The sequence below is a fragment of the Dyadobacter sp. 22481 genome (assembly GCF_052044875.1).
Taxonomy (GTDB): Bacteria; Bacteroidota; Bacteroidia; order Cytophagales; family Spirosomataceae; genus Dyadobacter; species Dyadobacter endophyticus.
Genome location: NZ_JBQENV010000002.1, coordinates 1,171,228 through 1,197,267 on the forward strand (window position 1 = coordinate 1,171,228; position 26,040 = coordinate 1,197,267).

Below are 26,040 nucleotides of genomic sequence, written 5' to 3' on the forward strand. Positions count from 1 at the left end.
TCATTTCGTGTTGCATAATATCAAGTCAAAGTACCAACCATAATAATGGGAGAATTTACAATCAATAAAGAAAAAGTATTGCAGGCATTGAGTACTGTGGAGGAGCCTGATCTTAAAAAGGATCTGGTTACGCTCGGTATGATCCAGGATATAGAAATCGGCGTAAACCAGGTACGGTTTACGGTAGTGCTTACAACCCCCGCTTGCCCTCTTAAAGAACTGATCAAGAAGAATTGCGAGAATGCGATCCATGAGCATCTGAGCCCGGATGTGGAGGTGATTATCAAGCTCACTGCAAACGTAACGACAACCCGTCACACAGGCCCCTTGATTCCCGGCGTGAAGAACGTGATTGCGATTTCTTCCGGAAAGGGTGGAGTAGGGAAATCGACAGTTACCGCCAACCTTGCCATGGCATTGCATCGCTCGGGTGCGAAAGTAGGTATTATCGATGCGGATATTTCCGGGCCTTCTATCCCGGTGATGTTCGGTGCGGAGGATATGCAGCCGACGATCACTCCGAAGGATGGCAAGAATTTTATCAATCCGATCCGGCAATATGGTATTAAAATGATGTCGATCGGGTTTCTGACCCCTCCCGATAGCGCGGTAGTGTGGAGAGGACCGATGGCCAGCCAGGCGCTGCGCCAGTTTTTTGGCGATACCGACTGGGGCGATCTGGATTACCTGCTGATCGATTTGCCTCCCGGTACCAGCGACATTCACCTGACGCTCGTGCAAACTGTACCGGTAACGGGTGCAGTGGTGGTAACGACACCGCAGAAAGTGGCTCTGGCCGATGCTATCAAAGGCTTATCGATGTTCAAACAGCCGCAGATCAATGTGCCGATTTTGGGCGTAATCGAAAATATGGCCTGGTTCACCCCGGAAGAGTTGCCCGATCACCAATACCATATCTTTGGAAAAGGTGGCGGACAATTGCTGGCAGATAAATTCGGAGTGCCATTACTGGGCCAGATCCCGTTGGTACAAGGCATTCGCGAGGCGGGCGACGACGGCCGGCCGGCGGTAATGGATACCAATCCGATCGTCAATGAGGCATTTTTGAATGCGGCGGAGGCATTGGCGCAGCAGGTGGCGATCCGCAATGCTTCGCGTGAGCGAACCAAACCCGTGGAAATACAGGTTTAGTAGTTAGTAACTGAATGATTTGATTTTTTGGATATAATCTTGCATCTTAGCAGACAGACTTTTTTAAAATGGATTCAAAAGAAAAAACCATAGAATTGATCGAGCAGGCGCTCGAAACGGTGCGTCCTTATTTGCATGCAGACGGAGGCGATGTGAAATTGGTGGAGCTGACGGACGACCTGGTTGTGAAGCTGGAACTACAAGGTTCTTGCCAGAGCTGCCCGATGAGCGCAATGACTTTCCGCGCCGGTCTCGAAGAATCGATCCGCAAAGCGGTGCCCTACATTAATAAGGTTGTTTCCTCGAACGTGCCTGAACTGGCATAGTAGCGGAAAACGCATATCAGATATTGGTTAAAAGCAGTTTCCTGTACGGGCAGCTGCTTTTTGCGTTTTTAATCTCCGCGGTAACTAACCATAAATTGATTCCTCCCGATTAGTCGCTTATATTGCGGGCATCATTGAATGCATTAATCAGGAATGTCAAATATGCGTATCGGAATTTTTTTTGGAGGCCCTTCCCGCGAACGGGAGATATCATTTGCGGGCGGTAAAACAGCATTTGAATACCTCGATAAGTCACTTTTTGAGCCGGTACCGGTTTTTGTTGATAGCTTCGGAAGGTTTATCCTGCTGCAAAACGAGCTCATGTATTCGACCGAAATCCGCGATTTTTACCCCGCTCCTGGCATTCAAAAGGATAGCTTCAAAACTTACATCGAATCCTTTCCCGAACTGGCCGTGGCCGACGTGCCTGCCGACACCGGAAAGCTAATAGCCCCTTCTGAGTTCAAAGAATATTTCGACTTCGTATTTCTGGCCATGCACGGTCCTGATTGCGAGGACGGGGCGATTCAGGGTTTGCTTGAATGGTATAAAATCCCATATAGCGGTCCTGGTTTGATGGGTTCTGCTGTTGGAATTGATAAAATACTGCAAAATGAGATGATCGCCCTTGTAAACGGGCAGGAAAAAAAAAGCTGGACGCTCAAATACAGCCAGTGGGTGCCCAAAGATTACCCATTGCTTTTCCAGGTTTTGAAAAAGCATCTGGGGCTGCCGTTGGTGATCAAAGCGCCGCATCAGGGCTCCTCCATCGGCGTTGCTATTGTGAAGGACGATTCGCTGGAAGAATTCGTATCCGCCGTTAACCAGTGCTTTTTCCAGATCGAGCTGAATGCCGATACCTGGAAGGAATTTGACCAGGCCGAAAAACTGGCCTGGGGGCAGAAAATTGCCAATCTGGACGAAGGTATTGGTTTCCCGGTTGTGTTGGACGGAAAAACGATCTATCACCCTACCACATTGATCAGCGAGCTGGAAATATACTTTTCAGAAGGAAATAGCCAGGTACTGCTGAGCAGTTCCAATGCCGAAGACCAGGTACTCGTCGAAGAGTTTGTGAATGGGCAGGAGTTTTCTTGCGGCTGTATTCAGTTCGACGACGGTTCGCCGCTTGCATTGCCACCTAGCGAGGTGATCAAAATGGTGAAGGTTTTTGATTTTAATGCAAAATATAAGCCTGGCGCCAGCCGCAAGCGCATTCCCGTGGATACCACGCTGGAAAAGAACCAGGAAATCCAGCAAATGATCGCCGCGACGTTCCAGCAACTGGGCATTAATGCCTGCGTGCGGATTGACGGCTTCCTGACCGAAGACGGCACGATCCTGCTCCACGACCCGAATACGATTCCAGGAATGTCGCCAACCTCTTTCATTTTCAAGCAAATGGCGGAAATAGGTCTGAACGTGACGCAGGCATTGACCTATCTGGTGCGGCAGTCGCTTCGCGAGCGCATACGCTCGGGTAAGCAGACGTGGGCACTTCGCGCATTGCTCGAAACACTCGATCGTCAGATTGCTGCGGGCATCGCAACCGTGAAACCGGTAGAAAACATTGTTTTTGACGCTACCGACGAGGCATATGTAGAAGCGAGGCGCCGTTACGGCCTCCTGAATGCAGGAGGAAAGGTGACCCCGGTGCCGGTGCTCAAATCCGCCGACGGCCGTTTCTATAAGCTTCCCAATCCATTGATGTTCAAGGAATATGTTTCGGATGTGGAGGAGCTGCTGCATGCGGAGCGTCATCCTTTGCTGGTAGAAACCTCGCAAAAGGCAACAGCCCTTACCCGCTTTTTCGCAGGAGAAGTTTCTTACGACGTTGTCTTAATAGACAATCCGGTACTATAATTGGAAGTATTCTCGGGTTACTTATTATGGCTCATTATGAGTGGTTTATGCACTCTTTTGTAGCCGCTGATTGCCAATTGCCGGATTGTTAAATTTTTTCAATTTTCTTCCGGTTTCTGGTGTTTTTGAAAACCGGTTTTCTAAATTGGGTAATTATTGAAATTCATTCCTTTCGAAAAATTGACGGATTAATGGCACAAGGAGCTGAAAAAGTTAGGTTAAGTCTTCAGAAAGATAATAAGGGATGGAAGAAGTGGGGACCTTACCTGTCGGAGCGCCAATGGGGTACGGTACGGGAGGATTATAGTGGAAATGGCGATGCCTGGAACTATATTACCCATGAAATGGCCCTTTCGAAAGCATATCGCTGGGGCGAAGACGGAATCGGTGGTTTTTCTGATAACAAGCAACATATATGTCTTTCGTTCGGGTTCTGGAACCATAAAGACAAAATATTGAAAGAACGGATATTTGGTCTTACCAACCGGGAGTCGAATCACGGGGAAGATGTGAAGGAAATGTATTATTACCTCGATAGTACCCCTACACATTCGTATACCAAAATGCTCTATAAATATCCGCAGCAGCCGTTTCCCTATGAAAAGCTGCGCCAGGAGAACGGACGCCGCGGCAAGCAGGACCCGGAGTACGAGATCATGGACACCGGCGTGTTCGACAACGACGAGTATTTCGATATTTTCATCGAGCACGCGAAAGCCGACGAGCAGGATATCCTGATGAAAGTGACGGTTTTCAACCGCGGTGCGAATGAGGCACCCATTACCGTCCTGCCGCAAATCATGTTCCGGAACACCTGGTCATGGGGCTACGAGGCTTTCAATTACAAGCCGATCATGAACGGTATCTCCAACCGGTTGATCGAAGTAACCCACCGGAAGCACGGGAAATATAACCTGTACCTCGACGGCGCGGATGAACTGCTGTTCTGCGAGAATGAGACGAATTTCAAAAAGCTCTACGGCACGGCCAACAATACGGCCTATCCGAAGGACGGGATCAACGACTATATTGTAAGCGGCCAGAAAACGAATACGGTCAATCCGAACAATATCGGTACAAAAGCTGCTGCGCGTTTTACCAAAACGATCAAGGGGGGCGAGAGCGCTACTTTTCGCATGCGTTTTGTGAACCATTCCATCTCGGAGCCCTTTGGCGGTTTTGAAGACTTTTTCAATAAAAGGATCCGCGAGGCCGACGAGTTTTATGACGACCTGCAGCGCGACGTGGCCGACAGCGACCTGCGCTCGATCCAGCGGCAATCGTATGCCGGAATGCTCTGGAGTAAGCAGTTCTATTATTATAATGTGTATGAATGGCTGAAAGGTGATCCTGCTCAACCAGGGCCTAACCAGGGCCGGAAATGGGGGCGAAACTCAGGCTGGAAACATCTTTACGCCGCCAATATCATTTCGATGCCCGATAAATGGGAGTACCCCTGGTTTGCAGCCTGGGACCTGGCTTTTCATTGTGTGCCGCTGGCGAGGGTAGACGCCGGTTTTGCCAAAAGGCAGCTCGAAATCCTCCTGCGCGAGTATTACATGCACCCCAACGGGCAGATACCCGCATACGAGTGGAACTTCTCCGACGTAAATCCGCCGGTACATGGTTGGGCGACCTGGAAAGTCTATGAGATCGACCGGGAGCAGAACAACGGAGTTGGCGACATTGAATTTTTGGAAAAGATATTCCACAAACTGCTCCTGAACTTTACCTGGTGGGTCAACCAGAAGGATGACACCGGCAATAATATTTTCAGTGGCGGCTTCCTCGGCCTGGATAACATCGGGGTATTCGACCGCTCGACACCTATGCCTTTCGGCGGGAAGCTGCAACAGGCGGATGCGACGGGCTGGATGGCGATGTACACGCTCAATATGCTTCGTATTTCGGTCGAAGTGGCGCTTGTACACGGGGTTTACCAGGATATGGCGTCTAAATTCTTCGAACACTTTCTGCACATTGCGGGCGCCATGGAGTCGATCGGAGGCAAGAGCTCATCGATCAGCCTTTGGGATGAAGAAGATCAGTTTTACTATGATGTGATTCACATTCCCAACGGCCAGAGTATCCTCCTGAAGGTTCGCTCGATTGTAGGGTTAATACCGCTTTTTGCAGTGGAGATCCTTGATCCCCAGATTCTGGACAAATTACCTGTCTTCAAACGGCGTGTCGAATGGGTACTGGCAAATCGCCCCGACCTTGCGCGGCTGATTTCCCGCTGGTTTGAATCGGGGAAAGGGGAAAACAGGCTGCTGTCGATCCTGCGCGGGCACCGGATGAAGATGATCATGAAACGGATGCTCGACGAGAGCGAGTTCCTGTCGGATTATGGCGTGCGGGCATTGTCCAAATACCACGAAGAGAATCCTTACAAGTTTTATATCAACGGCGAGGTTTTGCAGGTGGATTACACGCCGGCGGAAGCGCTTACCGATATTATGGGTGGTAACTCCAACTGGCGCGGGCCGATCTGGTTTCCGCTCAACTATCTCATATTTGACTCATTAATGAAATTTCACAGCTATTACGGCGAGGATTTCATGATCGAGTACCCGACCAATTCCGGTAACCTTACGACGATCAAGGAGGCTGCATTAGCCATTGCCTGTCGCCTGATCGATATTTTCAAAAAGGATTCGGAAGGCAGACGTGCAGTGTACGGTCAGGATGAGAAAATGCAGAAAGACCCTAACTTCAACGACCACGTTCTTTTTTACGAATATTTCCATGGAGATAACGGCCGGGGCTGTGGCGCAAGTCACCAGACGGGTTGGACAGGCCTGGTAGCAGAGCTGATCCATAAAACCGCGAAGGAATCTTTTTCAGAGATCGAGAAAGAGGAAGTGGAGATCAGTAAATAGGTGCAATGTGAACATTTTAAATTCTCTTAATAAATTCTATTTAACTTAATTATGACTGCAAAATTGGAACCGAATGTGATGACCAAGGTGAGCAGCTGGCTCAACGGTGATTACGATATCGATACAAAACAATCCATTCAACAACTGATCGATGAAGGCAACGATACTGAACTGACGGATGCATTTTATAAAGACCTCGAATTCGGAACAGGCGGGTTGAGAGGGCTGATAGGCATCGGTTCCAACCGTATGAACCGCTACACGGTAGGTACGGCCACGCAGGGATTGGCGAATTACCTTAACAAAGCATTCCCGAACGAAGCAAAAAGCGTAGCGGTAGCTTACGATAGCCGTATCAAATCGGACGAGTTCGCGAAGATCATCGCGGATATTTTCTCTGCCAATGGTATTTCCGTCTACCTTTTCGAAGGCTTGCGTCCAACGCCTGAGCTTTCATTTGCGATCCGTTTGCTGGGTTGTAAAAGCGGGGTGGTAGTAACGGCTTCGCACAACCCGAAAGAATATAACGGCTACAAAGCCTACTGGGACGACGGCTCTCAGGTAGTGGCGCCGCACGATACTAATATTATCAATGAAGTAAATGCGATCCAGTCGATCGACGAGGTGAAATTTGACGGCGATAGCTCGAAAATCACGAAGATCGGAACGGAAGTCGACGACAAATATATCAATCACATTCTGTCGCTTTCGATCTCAAAAGGTGCATTGGAGCGTCAGAAAGGGCTTAAAATCGTGTATACGCCGTTGCACGGCACCGGCGTGACGCTCGTGCCGCAATTGCTGGCTAAAATGGGTTTTGAAGCGGTAACGATCATCGAAGAGCAAGCGGAGCCGAAAGGTAATGGCCAGTTTCCGACGGTGGTTTATCCTAACCCCGAGGAAAGCGAAGCAATGTCCAAGGCCGTCGAAAAGGCGAAACAGATCGATGCGGACCTGGTAATGGGTACCGATCCCGATTCGGACCGCGTGGGTATCGCGGTGAAAAATCACCATGGCGAAATTCAGCTGCTGAACGGAAACCAGACGGCCAGCGTACTCATTTACTATCTCCTGAATGCATGGAAAGACGCAGGCAAACTTACCGGAACCCAGTTCGTGTGCAAGACCATCGTTACCACCGACCTGATTGATAAAATGGCGGCGGCTTACGACGTGAAATGCTACAACACGCTCACCGGCTTCAAATATATCGCGCAGGTTATCCGCGAGAAAGAAGGCAAGGAACAGTTCATCGGCGGCGGCGAAGAAAGTTATGGTTACCTGATCGGCGACGCGGTGCGCGACAAGGATGCAATTGCCTCCTGCGCGATGATCGCCGAGCTGACGGCCTATGCGAAGGATAAGGGCCTGAGCCTTTTCGATATGCTGATGGAAATCTACAAGCAGTTTGGTTTCTATTACGAAGGGCTGATCTCATTGACCAAAAAAGGAAAATCAGGCGCGGACGAGATCCAGCAAATGATGGCCGATTTCCGCGCTAATCCGCCGAAGACCATCGCAGGATCGCCTGTTGTGCGAATGGACGACTACAAAGCATTGACCACGACCGATTTCAAGTCGGGCAATACGGCTTCTATCCCATCAGGCGAAATGGGTATCGAATCGTCGAATGTGCTGCAATTCTTCACGGAAGACGGTACGAAATTCACCTGTCGCCCATCCGGTACCGAGCCGAAGATCAAGTTCTACGTAGGCGTACGCGCTGCGCTGGAAAAGAATGAAGACTTCGACAGCGTTTATGCTTCTTTGAAAGAGAAGGTGAAAGCGATCGGCGAGGAGCTGAATTTGAAATAAGAACTATTGATAGGGAAATAAATGCGAAGGCGGCTCATTCGGGCCGCCTTCTGTTATAATGTGGCATACACAACAATGTATTTTCGCCTCGCATTATCTTCCAGTAGGCTCACCCGTTCGATTTTTGAAAACGGGACATCATTCAGTTCGGTAAAGGTGGATGGGTTCGTATTCAGAAAAAGAGTAGCGTTTTTGTGGTATTCCGAGACTCGCAGGGTATTATTCTTTGATTTGCCAAGACCGGTCTTGTTATAAAACTGTTCAGCGTCTGGCCCGGCCAGGAGTTTGTGGGTGAATGTCGTGGCGGTATGCGTTCCCAGGCTCTGGCCGAGCTTGTATTCGAAATAGGCAACTTCATTTTTCCTGGCAATGGCAAGCGCTTTCTCGTAATCCTGCTCCATTTCCTTATGGAGCGGGTCGGGCGGGATCTGGCCCATTCCATGCCCTTGCCCGGTAATGTACCCCGAGTAACCTTTCATGGGCTCAAATTCGGTGCTGCCGTGCTCTTCTCCCGTACCACCACCGCCGCTTTTTGTTTTGACACGGACCGATATGGCCGTAATATATTGTTGCAAAGGATCGAATTGTATTTTATTGATCTGAAAATCCTGACCGAATTTCTGCACCGCATCTTTAATTTCATTGATCTCTTCCCAGGTCGTGAGTGGCGTAATAGCCCAATATAAGGTTTGATTAACCACCAATATTCCTTTCACCTTCGGTTGGGAGACTAATACCGTCTGAATGGTATCGCCTGTTAAAACTGTTTGCTTCTTTATAGGTTCTGTTTCCCGATTTGGTTTCTTCTTCTGTTGATTTTCGGTTAAGTCTTTTGCGGGAACCGTTATCATCACTTCGCCTATCAGGGGCTGAACAAATGGCCGGATTTTCGCTGGCGTCAGCTCAACGATCTGCTCGCGATAAGGCGCCACGAATGCCGATGAAATGTACACCAATGCAAGCACCACTACATATTTTACCCAAACCAGGTAATGCGAAGGCTTCCGGTTCATCATTTGAATGCGTTTTTTAAGGAGCGACTGGGCAAACGAATTGATCAAAGGCAGCTCGCGGGTTCGCAGGACCGTATTCAGTAGATTGTACTGATATTGCTTTTTCTCAAAACCGCTATCCAGCACAGCACGGTCGGCGAGGTATTCGAGGTTTTCCTGCACCAATTTTTGATGGACCCACGCAAACGGGTTGAACCACAGACCTATTTTCTGGATTTCCGCCAGCAGCAAATCGGCGCTATGCCATTGCCGCGCGTGCTCAGCCTCGTGCGCGATGATATTATGTAGTTCATTGCCGGAATGCTTCGATAAATCCAGAATGATCCATTTGAAGAAAGAGTAGGGCGAAGCGCCCGCCACATGCACAATGGCAGTACCGTCCTGATGTTCTTCATTGCGGCCTTTGGCTACTACAAAAAACACACGACCGATCTGGAAAAGGAAATAGGCCGCCATCGCGAGCATGCCCGCGAGGTAAATGGTGCTGATCCAGTCGATTGCTGTCATTTCGGGTATCGCGGCTTCCGCCGGAGTTGTGAAAGGCCGTGATTGAATGGTTGCGATCGGCTCGCTGAGCATCGGCAGCTTTCCCACCACTTTCGGAATGCTGTGGTGAAAGCCCGTTTGTACTTCCACCGGCCCCCAGCTGGGCAGGCTTATCAATGGTAATGTCCACGCAGCAGCTACATTGAGCCAGAGCAGTACACGGTTTAGTTTCGAGAATGTTTCAAACTGGATCAGCCAGCGGTAGGCCAGTGTCAGCACAGCCAGCACGAGGCTCACTTTCATAAGGTAAGGGATCAGCATAAAGTCGGCGGATTAATGTGGTACATCAATACTTATTCTCCTTCTTCGATCATCCGGATGATCGCTCGCAAATCGTCCGGCGTCACTTTTTCCTGCTTGGCGAAATAAGCGACGAGGTCTTTGTAAGAGTCGTTGAAATACCCGCCAACGACCTTGCTCAGTACAAACTGATTCTGGTAGTCCTCCTGCTTCACGACCGGAAAATATTCATATGTATTCCCAAACTGCCGGTGCGACACATAACCCTTTTCTTCCAAATTCCGGATAATGGTCGAAAGAGTGTTGTAATGTAGCGTTGGTCCGGTGAAGAGCGGAAGCATGTCCTTCACAAATGCGGCGCCCCGCTTCCATAAAACCTGCATTACTTCTTCTTCCTTGTTGGTGAGTTTTTCCAGTTCCATGTCGCAAATATTAAAACTATTTTTATAGTTAACAAACTATTTTTCTAGTAGTAATATTTTTTTAAGTGAAAATTGAAAGAAATATGGAGCCTCAGGGACATCATTTGCCGCCGCAGGCTAATCGATATGTTACCTTTTGTTGTCTTATTGTGACTTCAAGTGATACTTTTTAAAGAACCAATTGTAAATTACAGATATCATATAACGACACCTAGCTAATTAATGATGAAAAAACTACTTCACAACAACCTGCTGTTGCTGTGCTTGGCATTGGCGATTTGCTGGAATGCCGCACGGGCACAAAACGGTTCAGTATCCGGGAGGGTCACGGACAAGGACGGAATTGAAATTCCCGGCGTGAGCGTAAGTATCAAAGGAACTTCGCAGGGAACTTTGACCGACGAGAAGGGAGCGTATGCCATTCAGGCGGGACCTGGCGAGACGCTCGTGTTCAGTTTTATCGGTTTCAAAAAGCAGGAGCTTTTACTCGGCAATCAACGCTCGCAACTCAACGTGAAGATGGAAGCCGATGTGTCGATGCTCGATGAGGTGGTAGTAACCGCGCTGGGGCAGACGCAGGAGAAGCGGGCGATCGGCTATTCGGTGCAGTCCATCCGGTCCGACGAGCTCAGGGAATCGGGGAACCCCAATATGGTAGGCGCATTGCAGGGCAAGATTGCGGGCGCGGTGATCACCGGTTCGGGCGGGGCGCCCGGTGCCGGGGTGAATATTATCCTCAGGGGTATTACCTCGCTCAGCGGCAGCGCCGATAACCAGCCGCTGTTTGTGATCGACGGTATTGTCATCAGTAATGCTACCACCGCCGGGAATCCGCTGCCGAGCGCCGGGTCTGCCTCTCCGGGAGCTTCGGAGCAATTTGCGAATACCAACCGCGCAGCGGATATTAATCCCGACGACGTGGAAAGTATATCGGTCCTGAAAGGCCCCGCCGCGACGGCACTTTATGGGCTGCGCGCTTCCAATGGGGCGATTATCATCACTACCAAACGTGGTAAAACGGGTAAGCTGAATGTATCGGTTTCGCTGTCGGGGGGCGTAGACATACTGGGCAAATCTCCGGATATTCAAACGCGCTTCCTGCAAGGGCGTTTCGGAGAATTTATTTTGCCTACCGAAGTGCGCCAGCGGACGCCCTATCAATCGTTCGGGCCATCGGTTATCGGCAACACTACCGACCGCATTTACGACAATTTTCGCGGGTTTTACCAGACTGGTTTTCGCACCAACAACAATATCACCCTGACCAAAGGAAGTGAAAAAGGCAATATTTACGTCTCGGCAGGCCATAATTACCAGCAGGGGATCGTGCCTGCCACCTATTTCGAGAGGACTTCTGCCAAGATCGCCGGTACGTACAATTTCACCAGGCGCTTTTCGGCCTCCGGTTCATTCAACTACATCCGCTCCGGCGGCAAGCGCCCGCCTGCCGGTGATAAATCAGTATTCAGCGCATTATCGTATTGGCCGAATACCTACGACGTCAACGACTACCTGAATCCCGACGGATCTTACAAGAACCTGCTGCCGGGTTTTACCGATAATCCAGTTTACCTGGTCAAAAAGAGCCCGCGAGTCGACGCCGTGAACCGCTACATCGCCGATCTTACATTGAACTACAATATTACCGACTGGCTTACTGCTAAATACCAGATCACGATGGACGCTTTCAACGAGCGGCGGATGCGGCAGGTCGATAGTACTTTCGATGTTGGGACGGCAGTGAAGGGCTTTCTGATCAAAGAAAACATCAATTATCGCGAGATCAACTCCAATTTATATCTGACTGCCACAAAGCAGTTCAATGAAAACTGGAACGGCTCCCTGCTGGTGGGTAACTCGGTAGTAGGCAGCAAGCGCCCCGACAGTTATTATGAGCGAGGCGAAGGCTGGAAAGCACCATTTACCGACGAGATGAGCAGTTACCGCAATGTGCAAAAGCGCTTTTACTCCCCCTTGCAATACCGGATTGTGAGCTTCTTTGCAGACGCCAAACTGAGCTACAAGGAAATGCTCTACCTGAATGCAACAGGCCGGAACGACATCGTTTCGACACTTCCCAAGGCAAACAACTCGTTCTTTTATCCTTCATTTAGCGCCGGGTACATATTCACGGAAAGTCTTCCCCAAAACAATATTCTCAGTTACGGAAAGCTCCGGGCCTCGTGGGCGCAGGTGGGCAAGGGCACCGACCCGTACGTGATAGGCGTGTATTATGAGTTGGCCGATAACTTCCCGTTCGGGAATACGGTACCTGGTTATGTTCGCCGCTCCACCACGGCTGCGGATAATCTCAAACCGGAGCGGACAACTTCCATTGAATTCGGTACGGAGCTGCGCTTTTTCAGGAACCGCCTGTTGCTCGATGCTACCTATTTTACCATGGATAGCAAAGATCAGATCGTCCGCGCTCCGGTGTCCAATGTCTCGGGTTATTCATTTTACTATACCAATATCGGTTTGATACGTAACAGGGGTATCGAATTACTAGCCACTTTCAAGCCGGTGACCACGGCGCGGTTTACGTGGGATATGTCATTGAATTTTACAAAAATGTCTGGCAGAGTGATTGAAATGCCTGATGAGCTGGAAGAAATCGCCTATTTCGATAACGGCAGCCGGGGCGTTTTGAAAGTGAGGGAAGGCAGCAAGCTCGGTGAACTCTGGGGACTCGATTACCTGCGCGCGCCGGACGGACAGCTGCTCATCCAAGCAAACGGCTTGCCGCTTACGAGCCAGGTGACCGTGCCCTGGGGCAATGCATTGCCGGACTGGACAGCCGGTTTAACCAATACCTTCAATTACCGGGGAATAGGTCTTTCTTTCCTGCTCGAATGGCGGCAGGGAGGCGATGTGGTAGATCTCGGTGAGCGTAATGCGTTCCGGGCCGGGTCGATCGCAATTACCGGACGGCGCTATGAGCAGGTCGTATTTAAAGGGGTGGTTGAGCAAACGGGTGCGGATAATTCGGTAACGTACGTGCCCAACACCAAAGCGGTTATCCTCGATGATTCTTTCTACAACCCGTCCACAGCACGCTACATGGGCAATTCGGCGCAGTTCAACATTCAGGATGGCTCTTGGTTGCGGCTACGGACGTTGGGCCTTTCCTATGCGATCCCCAAGGCGGCATTGGCTAAGTCGGTTTTCAAAGGCGGTGTGCGGTTCAATTTTACGGGTACCAACCTGTTTCTGAACACGCCGTTCCGCGGGTATGATCCGGAAGCGCTCACATTTGGTTCCGGCACGAATATCATCGGTTTTGTCGGGCGGAACAATCCGGCAACACGCAGTTTTCAATTGGGTATTAATGTCAATTTTTAGGAACATGAAAAATATCAGATATATATTCCAAATACTGCCTTTGCTGGGTCTGCTGCTGACGGCCTGCGATAAGTTCTTGGACGTCAATACGGATGGGACCCTCAAAGGTGATGCAACAATGCAGGAATTGCTTCCTACTGCGCAGTTTTACACAGCCGAGGCGAGTTTCCAGCAGGCTTACGTCGCCTGCCAATATGCGCAGCAGCTGGGCAGCGCGCTAGGTGCCAACGGGATCGATACATATGCCGAAACCGACAATACGCTGGGTTGGTCGAACCTTTACCTGTATGCTTTGCCGCAACTCAATACGATCATTAAGAAAGGGCAGGAGGAAGTCTCGCCGGCTTATATGGGCATTGCCAAGGTGTTGACCGCCTATAACCTCGGCGTAGCGACTGTAAGTTGGGAGAATGTGCCTTACAGCAAGGCCGATCAGAATAATTTTTCACCCGCCTACGACACGCAGGAACAGGTGTACGTAACTATTCTCAAATTGCTCGACGAGGCGGTGACGGAACTCGCTGCCGGCACGGGCGCAAAACCCGGCCAGGACGACCTCATTTATCAGGGTGACCTAAGCAAATGGACCCGGTTGGCCTATTCGCTGCGTGCCCGCTACCTGTGGCATGGCTCGTTGCGGAATCCCCAGCAAGCCGCGGAAGGCGCGCTTGCCGCGCTGGAAAAGGGCATGAAAGGCAATGAGGATGATTTTCAATTACAGTACAATTCCAAAAACCTGAGTCCGTGGTACAGCAAAGTTGCGATCCCCAATACTACCGGTAATCTCTCTGTCACGTTTACGAACACGATCGTAGATCTTTTTAATGGTGCCACACAAGGCGTTGCCGACCCGCGTTTGTCGAAAGTGATAGGTATAAAGAGTAACCAGACCGTCTATTCCGGAGTAATACCGGGCTCGGGCAGTGGCTCGACGGTCGATTTGAATAACAAAGCATGGCATTCGAACATCAACTCGCCGCTGACGATGATGACTTACTCCGAATTGAAAGGTATAGAGGCGGAGGCGAGGCTGGCCCAACATGGCAGCACAGGCACGTCGGCAGCCGGGTACGCGGCTTATCAGGAAATGATGTCTGCCAATATGAAGAAAGTCGGTGTTGAGGGCGCGGAGATTGACAAATTCCTGAAAGACACGCGGATCAACGTAGGTGCTTCGAAACTGACTGCGAAGCAAATCATTACGGAGAAATTCAAATCCATGCTGCTGATCGGCGACATCTGGACGGACATCCGTAAATACGACTACCTTGATTTCCCAATGCCCGCCAACCCTAACCCCGATTTGCAGGGCAAACGGATCCAGCGTATGAAATATCCCGATTCGGAAATCACCCGCAACTCCAAAACCGTGCTGGCCAACCAGAAAGACCCCGAAGTGGCCATGTGGCTGATCACCAAGTAGCTTTTACCTATCAAACTGAGAAATTATGAAACTGATATTAACATATATGCTTTCCTACCTGACTGCCACGTTGCTGCTCACAAGCTGCTATGAAGAGCCGGATCTGTTTGAAGACCTGCTGGTCAGTAATGGGAAAGTGGCCCAAATAGCCGTAGTCTGGCTGGGCGACTCGAAGGTTTATAATGCGGCTGGCGTGTTGCAGACCACGACTACGGTGGATTCGCTCAGCACGGTGAACGTGAATATTGAATATACCTCGGAAGTTGCCGTGAAGGAGTTTAAAATTTACTCGGCACCGACTGCCTCGGGCTCGCAGACGCTTCTTGCGACCGTACCTGCGGGAGCGCAGAAATATGATGCAGAACTCCGGAATTACGTCATGAAAGTGCCCATCACGGCGCCGAAAGGGAAGAACATTACTTCGGTGATTTTTGCGGAGGTCATTGCGGAGAATGCGTTAGCCTCGTCCAGGAAGAGCGCCACGCTCAAAACGAAGCCGTAAGTGAAAGGGATATGCAACGTTTACAAACTCCTCATTTATCTTTGAGGTTTAAAGCTTTGAATATTGATGCGCCCTGTTTTGAACTGCATATCCCTTACCCGTTGCTTACTGATATTAATCCTGGCCGTACTCGCGCGTACAGGAACGTACGCGCAGCAGGCGGCAACCGTTACCCTTATTGGCAAGGTTACCGACGAAAAAACCGGTAAACCGCTGCCGTTTGCCAATGTTTTTATTAATAATTCAACAATTGGGACCAATTCCGACGAAAACGGGAACTACCGTTTGCCGAACCTGGCGGTCGGTAACCTGGAACTCGTGGTGTCGTTTTTGGGCTATGAAACTGTGAAGCAAACACTCCGCTTTGAACAGCCGGGCACCAGGACGGTCGTATTTAAGCTACGGGAAGGGCAGGAGCTGAAAGGAGTTACTATTGTAGCCAAAAAGAATAAGAAGCGTGAGAAGCATTTGAAGATCATTATCCGGGAACTGTTGGGGAGAGGTAAATTCAGCAAGCTGTGTAAAGTGCTGAACCCCGAGGCGTTGCGGATTTCGGAAGACGACGACGGGCATCTTGGCGCACAGACCACCAAGCCGCTGGTCATTGAGAACTACGCGTTGGGTTACCGCATTCACCAGGACCTCGATGACTTTGATTATTTCAATGGAAAAGTTTACTATGGCGGAGCCACGCGCTTTGAACTACTTGTACCCAAGGATGATGCGCAACGCAAGTTGTGGCGGGCCAATCAAAAAGAAGCTTACAAAGGTTCTCTTAAACATTTGCTGACGAGCATGGTGGCGGATAGCTTGCAGGAACAGGGTTTCAAGGTATTTCAGGTTATTCCCGATTCACTCCGCATTTTCAAATCTGTGAGGAGCGTTAATGGATATAATACTATTGCGAACCACGTTCACAACCGGATAGAACCTGTGCGCGGTATGCGGCTGGTACGCCCGGGGGAATTGCCTACCGAGCGGCTGGTGGTGTCGCGCACACAGCTGGAAGTATTTAATATGAATAGAAATGGCAGGTCGCCCTATGCCGATATGCCTTACGCTTATACCCAGATCACCCTTCCGCAAGGCTATATGGTCACCACTCCGCAAGGATGGGTAGTAATGCCGATGGGTTTCGAGATCGCCGGCGACCTGGGCAACGATCGTTTCTCCAACCTTCTGCCCGCCGACTGGAAACGTGACGAGTGATCACCGCATTACTTTGCGTATATAGTTCCCGTAAAATGTTTTGCAGATATCGCCACTCGCTGAGCAGCCATAGCAGCGTGGAAGAAATACGGCTGATGCTGGCGGCTTTGTCACCTTGTTATAACTGAAAACGGGGTAATATCGTACAATACTCACTCCTTAAACGATTAAGGTGCTTTTAGGACGCAAAAATATTAAGTAACTAGTGGAGACATTTAGTGACACTATTTTATCCATTTTTAGCACTATTCTGTCAAAAAATAAAAGCAATACTTTTATAGATGTAATTATTTGATAAAATAATGATAAATTTACTATGCCTAATAAATATTAACCTAGCTAAGGAATATGAAAATAATCTACAAGAATCCCATGCGGGATTGGCTCACTTTCCTCCTTCTGTTTCTGACCATTTTTTCAGCTATTGCACAGGATCGAAGGGTGACTGGCGTTGTGTCTGATCCCGCTGGCACAGGAATCCCCGGAGCTACCATTCTGATCAAGGGTACGCAGATCGGGTCGAACACGGACGCCGACGGGCGTTTTGCCGTGAATGTCAGATCAGACAAAGATGTGCTTGTGATCAGCTTTGTCGGCTACAAAACAAGGGAGATCATCGTGGGTAACCAGACGGTGATCGATGTGAAAATGGAAGACGACGTAGCGGCGCTGGAAGAAGTAGTTGTGACCGGTTATACGACCGACAAACGCCGCGAAACTTCCGGGTCGGTAGCGCTCGTAAAAGCAAAAGACCTGACGGCGGTTCCGTCCGGAAACGTGGAACAACAGTTGCAGGGACGCGTGGCGGGTGTGACGGTGATCACCAACGGCCAGCCCGGTACCAACAGCCAGATCCGCGTTCGTGGTTTCGGCTCTTTCGAAGCCAACGAACCGTTGTATATCGTGGACGGGGTACCTGTGGGTTCGACCGACTTTCTTAACCCCGATGATATCGACCAGACCACTGTGTTGAAGGATGCAGCCGCAGCATCTATCTATGGAGCGCGCGCCGCGGCGGGTGTGGTCGTTTATACAACCAAGAAAGGTACCCGCAACAGAAAGCTGAGCGTGACTTATGATGGCCTGGTCGGTTTTACAACCCCGGGCAGTGGCCAGAAAATGATGAACCCGACGGACTTTGCCGATTGGACCTGGAATGCATTCCGGAATTCGGGCTGGAAACCGGGCGATCAGAACTGGACACACCCGCAATTCGGCACAGGTGCACAACCCGTGATCCCCGACTACCTCATGGTGGGTGGTACCTATGGTGTTACCGGCAATGTCGATCTGGCAGCAGAACGTAAAAAATACAACGTTGACCCTACTGCAGGGTCGGTTTATCAGGTGGTAAGGGCCAATCGCGCCGGCACCGACTGGTACGACGCGATCACCAGAACGGCGCCCGTGACCCGGCACTCGCTGGGCTTTTCAGGGGGCGGTGAAAACGGCCGTTATTTTGTTGGCTTAGGCTTGCAGGACCAGCAAGGTATTCTTTTGAACAACAGCTTCAAACGTTACTCTTTCCGGGTGAACACCGAGTTTAATATCCTGAAAAATCTGCGATTCGGAGAGAATATCCAGGGTACATACCGCCAGGTGCTGGGTATCGGGGGAGCTAACAACGGTCAAGGTGTAGCAAACGACGAAAACGATATCCTGAGCGCATTCCGTATGCCTTCCATCATTCCGGTTTATGACGAATTTGGCGGCTATGCGGGAACGGCGGCAAAAGGTTTCAACAACCCGAGAAACCCGGTAGCTACCCGTGACGGCATGAAAAATAATAATGCATTCAACGCCAACGGTTTCGGTAACGTCTATCTGGAATTCGATCCGATCGAGAACCTGACCTTGCGGTCGAGCCTTGGAGGCCAGTATAACAACTATACCTACTGGAACTATTCACGCCGTCAGTACGAAAACTCGGAAAACAACTCTGCAGTAGGCTATGGCGAAGGTTCGGGATACCGCTTCGCCTGGACATTTACCAACACGGCACAATACCGGAAGACATTCGGTTTGCACAATCTGGATGTTTTGGTAGGCCAGGAAGCATTGAATACGGGCGTGAGCCGCGATTTGCAGGCATCCGGTCTGAACCCGTTTTCGAACGACATCAACTATGTAAACATGTCGAACGTGTCGTCGAAAGTAACCAACAGCCAGCTCAGCAATGGGGTGACGTTCTACTCTCTGTTCGGTCGTTTGAACTACATATTTAATGACCGGTACATTGTATCCGGGGTGTTACGTCGCGACGGTTCTTCGCGCTTCGGTGCGGCCAACCGTTATGGGGTATTCCCGGCGGTATCGGTAGCATGGCGCGTTACTTCCGAAAACTTCATGAAAGGCGTTACCTTCCTGAGCGACTTGAAAATCCGCGGAGGTTACGGTACAATGGGTAACTCCAACGCGGTACGTCCCGACAACCAGTACAGCCTCTACTCGGCAGGTATCGGAACATCGGCCTATGATATTACCGGCTCCAATACCAGTGCTGCGGAAGGTTATTACCGCAGCAAGCTCGGGAATGCCGATGCCAAATGGGAAACCAGCGTTACCAAAAACATCGGTTTCGATGCGACATTTTTCAATGGTAAGCTGGACGTGATCCTCGATTTGTGGCAGAAAGATTCCAAAGACCTTCTGTTCCAGAAAGGTGTCCCAGCCGTTGTGGGCTCAGGAGCAACTCCTCCGTACGTGAATGCGGGAACGATTACCAACAAGGGTATCGACTTCCAGATCATCACCAAAGGCAAAGCCGGCAGCAAGCTGGGCTACGAGCTGAACGTAACGGGGGGTATCCTCAAAAACGAGATTGGTGATCTTGGCGGTGACAAATACCTGGCCGGCATCAACCCGGGGTACCGTGGTCTGCAACCCATCCGCAACCAACTCGGCTATTCGCTTTCGGCATTCTATGGCTATAAGGTAACTGGCCTCTTCCAGACTCAGGAAGAAGTGGACCGCGCTCCGGCACAGGATGGAAAAGGGATCGGTCGCTTCCGCTATGAGGATATCAATGGCGACAACCTCATCAATGCCGATGACCGTACGTACCTGGGTAGCCCTGTTCCAAAATTCACAGGCGGTTTGAACCTGAAACTGACTTACCTGAACTTCGAGCTGGAAACTTATATGTACACCTCGGTTGGTAACAAGATATTTAACGCTTCGAAATGGTTTACTGACTTCTATCCTTCGTTTGCAGGCGCAGCTATCAGCGAAAGGGTTAAAGATTCATGGTCGCCATCGAACACAGGCGCTACCATACCCATTTTTGAAAGCGCTTCTAATTTCAGTACCAACACACAGGCCAACTCTTTCTATGTGGAAAACGGCAATTATGTGAGAATGCAGAACATTTCTCTGGGCTATAACCTGCCCAAAACATTGCTGGCCAAACTGAAAATGCAAAAACTGAGACTCTACGCCTCAGCCAACAATATTTTCACGATTTCCAAATATCAGGGACTTGACCCCGGTGTAGGTGGTAATGCCGACACGCAATTCGGGATTGATGTAGGTAACTATCCTGTAACAAGAAGCTGGGTTTTCGGTCTAAACCTCGGTTTCTAATCTTTAATCAGGCTGTTTCTACATTGAATGAATCATTAATATTCTGAATCGATGAAAAAGATATTCACTAATAGTATGGCGATCATCACCGTTCTGATGACGGTGTTCTTCTCCTGCAAAGAGAGTTTTTTGGAAAAACCGGCGACGGGCGCGGTGAGCGAGGGGCTTCTTACTTCTACAAAGGGGCTTGAAGGTGCGCTGATCGCCGTCTATGGGCAGATCAACGGCAAGGGTGCCGGGGGCAGGATGGCAAGTCCCAGCAACTGGGTTTGGGGAAGTATCCGCGGAGGTGATGCCAACAAAGGCACCGACCCCGGTGATTACAGCGACATCAACCCGATACAGCGCTACGAATACCTGAGTACGCAAGGCGTTATTTCTGAAAAATGGGCCGGCAATTACGAAGGTGTGTCACGCGCCAATGCCGTACTTCGCCTTGTCGCGAAGGCCGATGCCGAGGTTACGGACGCGACCAAGACGCGGATCATCGCGGAGGCACGTTTTCTGCGCGGACATTACTATTTCGAGCTGAAAAAGACATTTGGAAACACTCCTTATGTGGATGAATCGGTGGATTACGGCTCGGGCATCGAAAAGGTAAAAAACGATGCGGATCTTTGGCCGAAGATCGAGGCGGACTTCAAATTTGCATTTGATAACTTACCTGTAAGCCAGGATGCAGTGGGCCGCGCCAATAAATGGGCAGCCGCGTCCTACCTGGCCAAGGCGTATCTCTATCAGAAAAAATTTCCTGAGGCCAAAACGCTTTTCGATCAGATCATCGCCAGCGGACAGACGACCAACGGTAAAAAATATGCGCTTGTGCCGAAATACGCCGACGTGTTCCGCGCTTCGAATGACAACAACACGGAATCTGTATTCGCAGTACAAGCCGCAGCCAATACAGGTAGCGTAAACAATGCAAACCCCGAGTTTGACCTTAACTGGCCTTATAATACAGGTGCCAACGGCCCGGGTAACTGCTGCGGGTTCTTCCAGCCCAGCTTCGAAATGGTGAACTCCCACCGTACAGATGCCAGTGGCCTGCCATTGCTCGATGGGTCTTACAATTCGGACAAGAATGCGGTGGTATCGGATATGGGTTTGCTGTCAAAGGATAAATTCACCCCTGACGCCGGTAACCTCGATCCACGCCTCGATCACTCGGTAGGCCGTCGCGGAATCCCATTCCTTGACTGGATCGATCACCCCGGTGCCGACTGGATCCGTAACCAGGCAAATGGCGGTCCGTATAGCCCCAAAAAGTATGCTTATTACAAAACAGATGTAGGTTCTTTGCAGGATAACAGTTCCTGGACCCCAGGCTATACGGCGATCAACTACACGGTGATCCGCTTTGCAGATGTGCTCCTGATGGCTGCTGAGGCCGAAGTGGAAGCCGGAACCCTGGAAAAGGCCCGGGAGTATGTGAATATGGTGCGCACCCGCGCGGCAAATCCCGATGGTTTTGTGAAGAAAGGCGGTGCTCCTGCGGCGCAATACGTGATTGGTACTTATAAAACCGCATGGACGGATAAAGAGGCTGCACGCACGGCGGTTCGTTTCGAAAGAAAGCTCGAACTTAACCTGGAAGGCCACCGGTTCTATGACCTCGTGCGTTGGGGCGTTGCCGACAAGGAACTCAATGCATATCTCACTTATGAATCGAAAAAGCTGACCGGGGCATTAGGTAATGCCAAGTTTGCAACCAAATATGAATTATTACCGATACCGCAAGGCCAGATTGACCTTCAGGGCGCGGATGTCCTGAAACAGAACCCTGGTTTCTAAGCATTTCAAACCTGACTAATTTCCCGGGGAGATGGTATGTATTTACCATCTCCTTTTCTTAATTTCGAAATATCCTGATTCTGTCAACTTATTGCACCTGGCAAATGTTCGTGAAGCACTTACTTCCTTTATTAGTAGGAACTGCCCTGCTTGTATCCTGCAAAAAAGATCTCAAAACGTTTACCGAATTACCTGCCGGTGAAACAGGCATCCGCTTCTCCAATCGCATCGCTGAAAACGATACGATGAATATCCTGGCATTTGAATATGTCTACAATGGAGGAGGCGTGGCACTGGGCGACTTCAACAACGATAGCCTGCCAGATGTGTACTTCACAGGTAACACAGTTCCGAACAAGCTGTACTTAAACAAGGGGGATTTTAAATTCGAGGATGTGACCAAAAAGGCTGGTGTCGCACCTGAAAATAAATGGTCGACCGGCGTAGCTCTGGTGGACATTAACAATGACAAACTCCTGGACATTTACGTGTGCGCGTCCGTGCGTGAGGTGCCGCAGCAACGCGAAAACCTGCTGTATGTAAACCAAGGGCTGGGCAAGGACAAAGTGCCGGTTTTTAAGGAAATGGCGAAGGAGTATGGCATCGCGGATACAACGCACACGACGAATGCCGCGTTTTTTGATTATGACAATGACGGTGACCTGGATTTGTTCCTGATCGTCAATGAAATGGATGACAATAATTTTCCAAATAAATACCATAAAAAGATCGTCGACGGCTCCTCTCGTCGCACCGACCGGCTGTACCGGAACGACTGGGACGCGAAGTCGAATCACCCGGTTTTTACCAATGTATCCAAAGAAGCGGGCATTCTGATTGAAGGGTACAGCCTGGGGATCAATGTGACGGATGTAAATCAGGATGGCTGGAAGGATGTGTATATCACGAACGATTACCTCACCAACGACCTTCTCTATATCAATAACGGCAATGGTACTTTCACAGACCAGGCTGCCACCTATTTCAAACACACTTCGCATTCGGCGATGGGCAATGACGTGGCCGATCTCAATAATGACGGCCTGGTGGACGTGCTGGCCGTGGACATGATGCCGGCGACAAACCGCCGAAAGAAAATGATGACGCCTGCCAACAGTTATGTGACGTACCAGAACAATGACCTGTTCGGTTATCAGTACCAGGTAGCCAGAAATACTTTGCAACTCAACATGGGAAGTGCTTCGAAAGACAGCAAATCGCCCGTTTTTAGCGAAATAGGACTGCTTAGCGGTGTTGCCGAGACGGATTGGAGCTGGACGCCGATGGTGACCGACTTCGATAATGACGGTCTTCGTGATATTATTATTACAAATGGTTTTCCGAGGGACATTACCGACCTCGACTTCATCGCTTATCGCAATGAGGTATCGAGCATTATGGCACCGATGATGATGCTGGATTATATTCCAAGCGTGCGGATCAGGAATTTTGCATTCAAGAATAAAGGCAACCTCGCTTTCGACGACGTGACCAGTGATTGGGGTATCGAAACCCCGGGGTTTTCGAGTGGGGCTGCGTATGCCGACCTGGACAACGACGGAGATCTTGATTATGTCGTTAATAACATCAACGACTCGGCAATGGTCTATCGCAATAATAGCATTCAGCTGAGGCCGACGGAAAGTAATTATTTGCGCATTGCGTTTAAAGGGGATCGTTACAACAATGCCGGAATCGGCGCTATTGCGGAAATTACTTATGCAGACGGGAGAAAGCAGATTGGAGAAAACTCACCTTATCGCGGCTATCTGTCGACGGTGGAGCCGGTTTTGCATTTCGGATTAGGGACGGAGAAGGCCCTGAAAGAGGTGAAAGTCACATGGCCGGGCGGAAAAAGCCAGGTATTGAAAAACATTAACGCCAATCAGTTGCTGGTTGTGAGCGAGAAGGATGCCGCGATGGTTCCGACGCCCGCCGGAACGCCAGTTACGCAGCTTTTTACAGATATTACGGCCGATCTAAGTGTGTCCTATCGCCACGAGGAAATGGATATTATCGATTTTAACATTCAAAAGCTGTTACCACACAAAATGTCGCAGTTCGGACCGGCGCTTGCGGCAGGAGATGTGAATGGCGACGGGTTGGAAGACGTATTTGTAGGCGGTGCCTATTTGCATAAAGGCCGGTTTTTGTTGCAACGGCCTGATGGTAAATTTACGGTTGCGGATTTACTGCCCGGTCCGGAAGGATTTGAAAAAACATCCGAGGATATGGGGGTACTGCTTTTCGACGCAGACCGTGACCAGGACCTGGATCTATATATTGTCAGTGGCAGCTACGAAATCAAGGAAGGCTCGGATGCGTTGAAGAATGCATTGTATCTCAATGATGGAAAAGGGCACTTTACACACGATATGGCTGCACTGCCCGGATTTCTGGTGAATGGCTCGTGCGTAAAAGCGGTTGATTTCGACCGCGACGGCGACCTGGATCTGTTTGTTGGCGGCAGGGTGGAATCTGGTAAGTACCCTAAACCGGTTTCGAGCTACCTGTTGCGCAACGATTCTAATGGCGGCACAGTACGTTTCTCAAATGTCACAACATCTGTGGCGCCCGAACTGGCGGGAATCGGGCTGGTTTGCGATGCGCTCTGGACCGATTACGACAATGATGGTTGGACAGACCTCTTGCTGGTGGGAGAATGGATGCCATTGACATTCCTGAAAAATGAGAAAGGCAAATTCAAAAAGGTTGCTACCGGGCTGGAAGCGAAGAAAGGATGGTGGGGAAGCCTCGTCGCGGGGGATTTTGATAACGACGGTGATATGGATTATATCGGTGGGAACCTTGGAACAAATACGCTCAGCAGAGCTTCTGAAAGTCGTCCTGTGAGCGTGTATGCGAAGGATTTTAATAATGACGGCTATTTCGACGCGATACCGACGGTCTTTTACAAGGCCCAGGATGATACTTACAAGGAGTTTCCCTACAACACGCGCGACGACATGGGCAAGCAGGTGATCCAGGTGCGGCAGCGGTTCCAGGAATATGGGAAGTTTGCCGAGTCGGGTTTACCGGATATTCTGAAACCGGAAGAGTTGAAAGATGCATTGCATTTGTCGGCCACCTGGTTGAAAAGCAGTTATATCGAAAATCAGGGCGGGGGCAAGTTTGCAATCCGTGAGTTGCCAGTTCAGGCGCAGTTTGCGCCGCTTTTTGGAATGATAGCGGACGATTTTGATCAGGATGGCAATCTCGACCTGATGCTGTCGGGAAATGATTACGGCTCAGAAGTGTCGGTAGGGCGGTACGACGCCATGTATGGGCTTGTGCTGAAAGGCGACGGCAAAGGCGGTTTTCGCCCGCTCAGTATTTCCGAAAGTGGCTATATGGCTAACGGCAATATGAAAGGCTTGGTGCGCCTTGCTTCATCCGACGGCAAGTGGCTTTCGGTTACCTCACAGAACCGCGAACTGTTGCGCTTCCACAAAGCTAACCGTCCGATGCGGAAAGTGGCGCTCGCAGCCGGCGAAACATCCGTAGTGCTGCATTTGAAGAATGGAAAATCAAGGCGGGACGAACCCGGTTACGGCTCGTCGTTCCTGTCGCAATCGAGCCACGCACTGTTGTTGCCCGATTATGTTTCGGCGATCACCGCCATTGACTCCAAAGGAAACAAAAGAGAGTTGAAATAACCTTATTAACAAAAGCAGGCCGCTGTGACCGACGGGCATTTGCCCGGATTCGAGGTCACAGCGGCCTTTTTGTTGAAATATAAATTTTCCAATTTGTGGTGCTTTTTGCCTCGCCTGAAAATTGAGATATTTAATTTAATTATATAAATTAAATTGGATAGAGCGTCGCATTGCCTCTATCACCTCGATATAGATATTTTATCTTTTTCAAGCATTAGATAGTAACACGTTTTGTAACTGATCATTTACTTTAAAGTATTGATTTTGTGTTATTTG

The 26,040-nt window shown here is 49.9% G+C and carries 14 protein-coding genes; 12 read left to right on the forward strand and 2 right to left on the reverse strand.

From position 1 onward, the window contains the following. The first annotated feature begins 45 nt into the window (after positions 1-45). The 5 genes from ACTJJJ_RS14875 to ACTJJJ_RS14895 all read left to right on the forward strand — a co-directional run bounded on the left by ACTJJJ_RS14875 (position 46) and on the right by ACTJJJ_RS14895 (position 8,038). Positions 46-1,152: an Mrp/NBP35 family ATP-binding protein gene (locus ACTJJJ_RS14875; RefSeq protein WP_188933862.1), complete on the forward strand. Its 1,107-nt coding sequence runs from the start codon at positions 46-48 to the stop codon at positions 1,150-1,152. Between the two features lie 68 nt (positions 1,153-1,220). After that, on the forward strand, positions 1,221-1,478 hold the full coding sequence (locus tag ACTJJJ_RS14880; RefSeq protein WP_188933860.1) for a NifU family protein: 258 nt from the start codon (positions 1,221-1,223) through the stop codon (positions 1,476-1,478). 162 nt (positions 1,479-1,640) lie between these two features. After that, entirely contained in the window at positions 1,641-3,341 is a 1,701-nt protein-coding gene (locus ACTJJJ_RS14885; RefSeq protein ID WP_440702203.1) for a D-alanine--D-alanine ligase family protein, read from the forward strand. A gap of 191 nt (positions 3,342-3,532) precedes the next feature. Beyond that, positions 3,533-6,223, forward strand: a complete 2,691-nt coding sequence (locus ACTJJJ_RS14890) for an MGH1-like glycoside hydrolase domain-containing protein (RefSeq protein ID WP_188933856.1) — start codon at positions 3,533-3,535, stop codon at positions 6,221-6,223. 51 nt (positions 6,224-6,274) lie between these two features. Further along, complete coding sequence (locus tag ACTJJJ_RS14895) at positions 6,275-8,038, forward strand: phospho-sugar mutase (protein WP_188933854.1); 1,764 nt, start codon at positions 6,275-6,277, stop codon at positions 8,036-8,038. A gap of 53 nt (positions 8,039-8,091) precedes the next feature. Here the strand turns inward: ACTJJJ_RS14895 and ACTJJJ_RS14900 are convergent, their stop codons facing one another. Together ACTJJJ_RS14900 and ACTJJJ_RS14905 are read right to left on the reverse strand one after the other, a co-directional pair. After that, entirely contained in the window at positions 8,092-9,858 is a 1,767-nt protein-coding gene (locus tag ACTJJJ_RS14900) for a M56 family metallopeptidase (protein WP_440702204.1), read from the reverse strand. Positions 9,859-9,890: 32 nt separating this feature from the next. Then, the gene (locus ACTJJJ_RS14905) at positions 9,891-10,259 is read right to left on the reverse strand and encodes a BlaI/MecI/CopY family transcriptional regulator (protein WP_229222411.1); all 369 of its coding nucleotides are present in this window, start codon (positions 10,257-10,259) and stop codon (positions 9,891-9,893) included. Positions 10,260-10,481: 222 nt separating this feature from the next. Between ACTJJJ_RS14905 and ACTJJJ_RS14910 the strand changes: the two genes are divergently transcribed. From ACTJJJ_RS14910 to ACTJJJ_RS14940, 7 genes are all read left to right on the forward strand, one after another. Further along, positions 10,482-13,601, forward strand: a complete 3,120-nt coding sequence (locus tag ACTJJJ_RS14910) for a SusC/RagA family TonB-linked outer membrane protein (RefSeq protein WP_440702205.1) — start codon at positions 10,482-10,484, stop codon at positions 13,599-13,601. A 4-nt stretch (positions 13,602-13,605) separates the two neighbouring features. Then, entirely contained in the window at positions 13,606-15,024 is a 1,419-nt protein-coding gene (locus ACTJJJ_RS14915) for a SusD/RagB family nutrient-binding outer membrane lipoprotein (protein ID WP_440702206.1), read from the forward strand. A 25-nt stretch (positions 15,025-15,049) separates the two neighbouring features. Next, positions 15,050-15,526 carry a hypothetical protein gene (locus tag ACTJJJ_RS14920; protein ID WP_440702207.1) on the forward strand — a complete coding sequence of 159 codons (477 nt, stop codon included), beginning with the start codon at positions 15,050-15,052 and terminating at the stop codon, positions 15,524-15,526. A 66-nt stretch (positions 15,527-15,592) separates the two neighbouring features. Beyond that, positions 15,593-16,735: a carboxypeptidase-like regulatory domain-containing protein gene (locus tag ACTJJJ_RS14925; RefSeq protein WP_188933844.1), complete on the forward strand. Its 1,143-nt coding sequence runs from the start codon at positions 15,593-15,595 to the stop codon at positions 16,733-16,735. A 348-nt stretch (positions 16,736-17,083) separates the two neighbouring features. Beyond that, complete coding sequence (locus ACTJJJ_RS14930) at positions 17,084-20,317, forward strand: SusC/RagA family TonB-linked outer membrane protein (RefSeq protein ID WP_440702208.1); 3,234 nt, start codon at positions 17,084-17,086, stop codon at positions 20,315-20,317. Between the two features lie 51 nt (positions 20,318-20,368). Continuing rightward, entirely contained in the window at positions 20,369-22,108 is a 1,740-nt protein-coding gene (locus ACTJJJ_RS14935; protein ID WP_188933840.1) for a RagB/SusD family nutrient uptake outer membrane protein, read from the forward strand. Positions 22,109-22,212: 104 nt separating this feature from the next. Next, positions 22,213-25,764, forward strand: coding sequence for a VCBS repeat-containing protein (locus tag ACTJJJ_RS14940; RefSeq protein ID WP_440702209.1), 3,552 nt, complete (start codon positions 22,213-22,215; stop codon positions 25,762-25,764). Positions 25,765-26,040 lie beyond the last annotated feature (276 nt).

Bases quoted from the DNA above. Each gene is read 5' to 3' on its own strand.
- ACTJJJ_RS14910 (WP_440702205.1), top strand. From the start codon at position 10,482: ATGATGAAAAAACTACTTCACAACAACCTGCTGTTGCTGTGCTTGGCA.
- ACTJJJ_RS14935 (WP_188933840.1), top strand. From the start codon at position 20,369: ATGAAAAAGATATTCACTAATAGTATGGCGATCATCACCGTTCTGATG.
- ACTJJJ_RS14915 (WP_440702206.1), top strand. From the start codon at position 13,606: ATGAAAAATATCAGATATATATTCCAAATACTGCCTTTGCTGGGTCTG.
- ACTJJJ_RS14920 (WP_440702207.1), top strand. From the start codon at position 15,050: ATGAAACTGATATTAACATATATGCTTTCCTACCTGACTGCCACGTTG.
- ACTJJJ_RS14905 (WP_229222411.1), bottom strand. From the start codon at position 10,259: ATGGAACTGGAAAAACTCACCAACAAGGAAGAAGAAGTAATGCAGGTT.
- ACTJJJ_RS14890 (WP_188933856.1), top strand. From the start codon at position 3,533: ATGGCACAAGGAGCTGAAAAAGTTAGGTTAAGTCTTCAGAAAGATAAT.
- ACTJJJ_RS14875 (WP_188933862.1), top strand. From the start codon at position 46: ATGGGAGAATTTACAATCAATAAAGAAAAAGTATTGCAGGCATTGAGT.
- ACTJJJ_RS14880 (WP_188933860.1), top strand. From the start codon at position 1,221: ATGGATTCAAAAGAAAAAACCATAGAATTGATCGAGCAGGCGCTCGAA.
- ACTJJJ_RS14895 (WP_188933854.1), top strand. From the start codon at position 6,275: ATGACTGCAAAATTGGAACCGAATGTGATGACCAAGGTGAGCAGCTGG.
- ACTJJJ_RS14940 (WP_440702209.1), top strand. From the start codon at position 22,213: ATGTTCGTGAAGCACTTACTTCCTTTATTAGTAGGAACTGCCCTGCTT.
- ACTJJJ_RS14930 (WP_440702208.1), top strand. From the start codon at position 17,084: ATGAAAATAATCTACAAGAATCCCATGCGGGATTGGCTCACTTTCCTC.
- ACTJJJ_RS14885 (WP_440702203.1), top strand. From the start codon at position 1,641: ATGCGTATCGGAATTTTTTTTGGAGGCCCTTCCCGCGAACGGGAGATA.
- ACTJJJ_RS14925 (WP_188933844.1), top strand. From the start codon at position 15,593: ATGCGCCCTGTTTTGAACTGCATATCCCTTACCCGTTGCTTACTGATA.
- ACTJJJ_RS14900 (WP_440702204.1), bottom strand. From the start codon at position 9,858: ATGCTGATCCCTTACCTTATGAAAGTGAGCCTCGTGCTGGCTGTGCTG.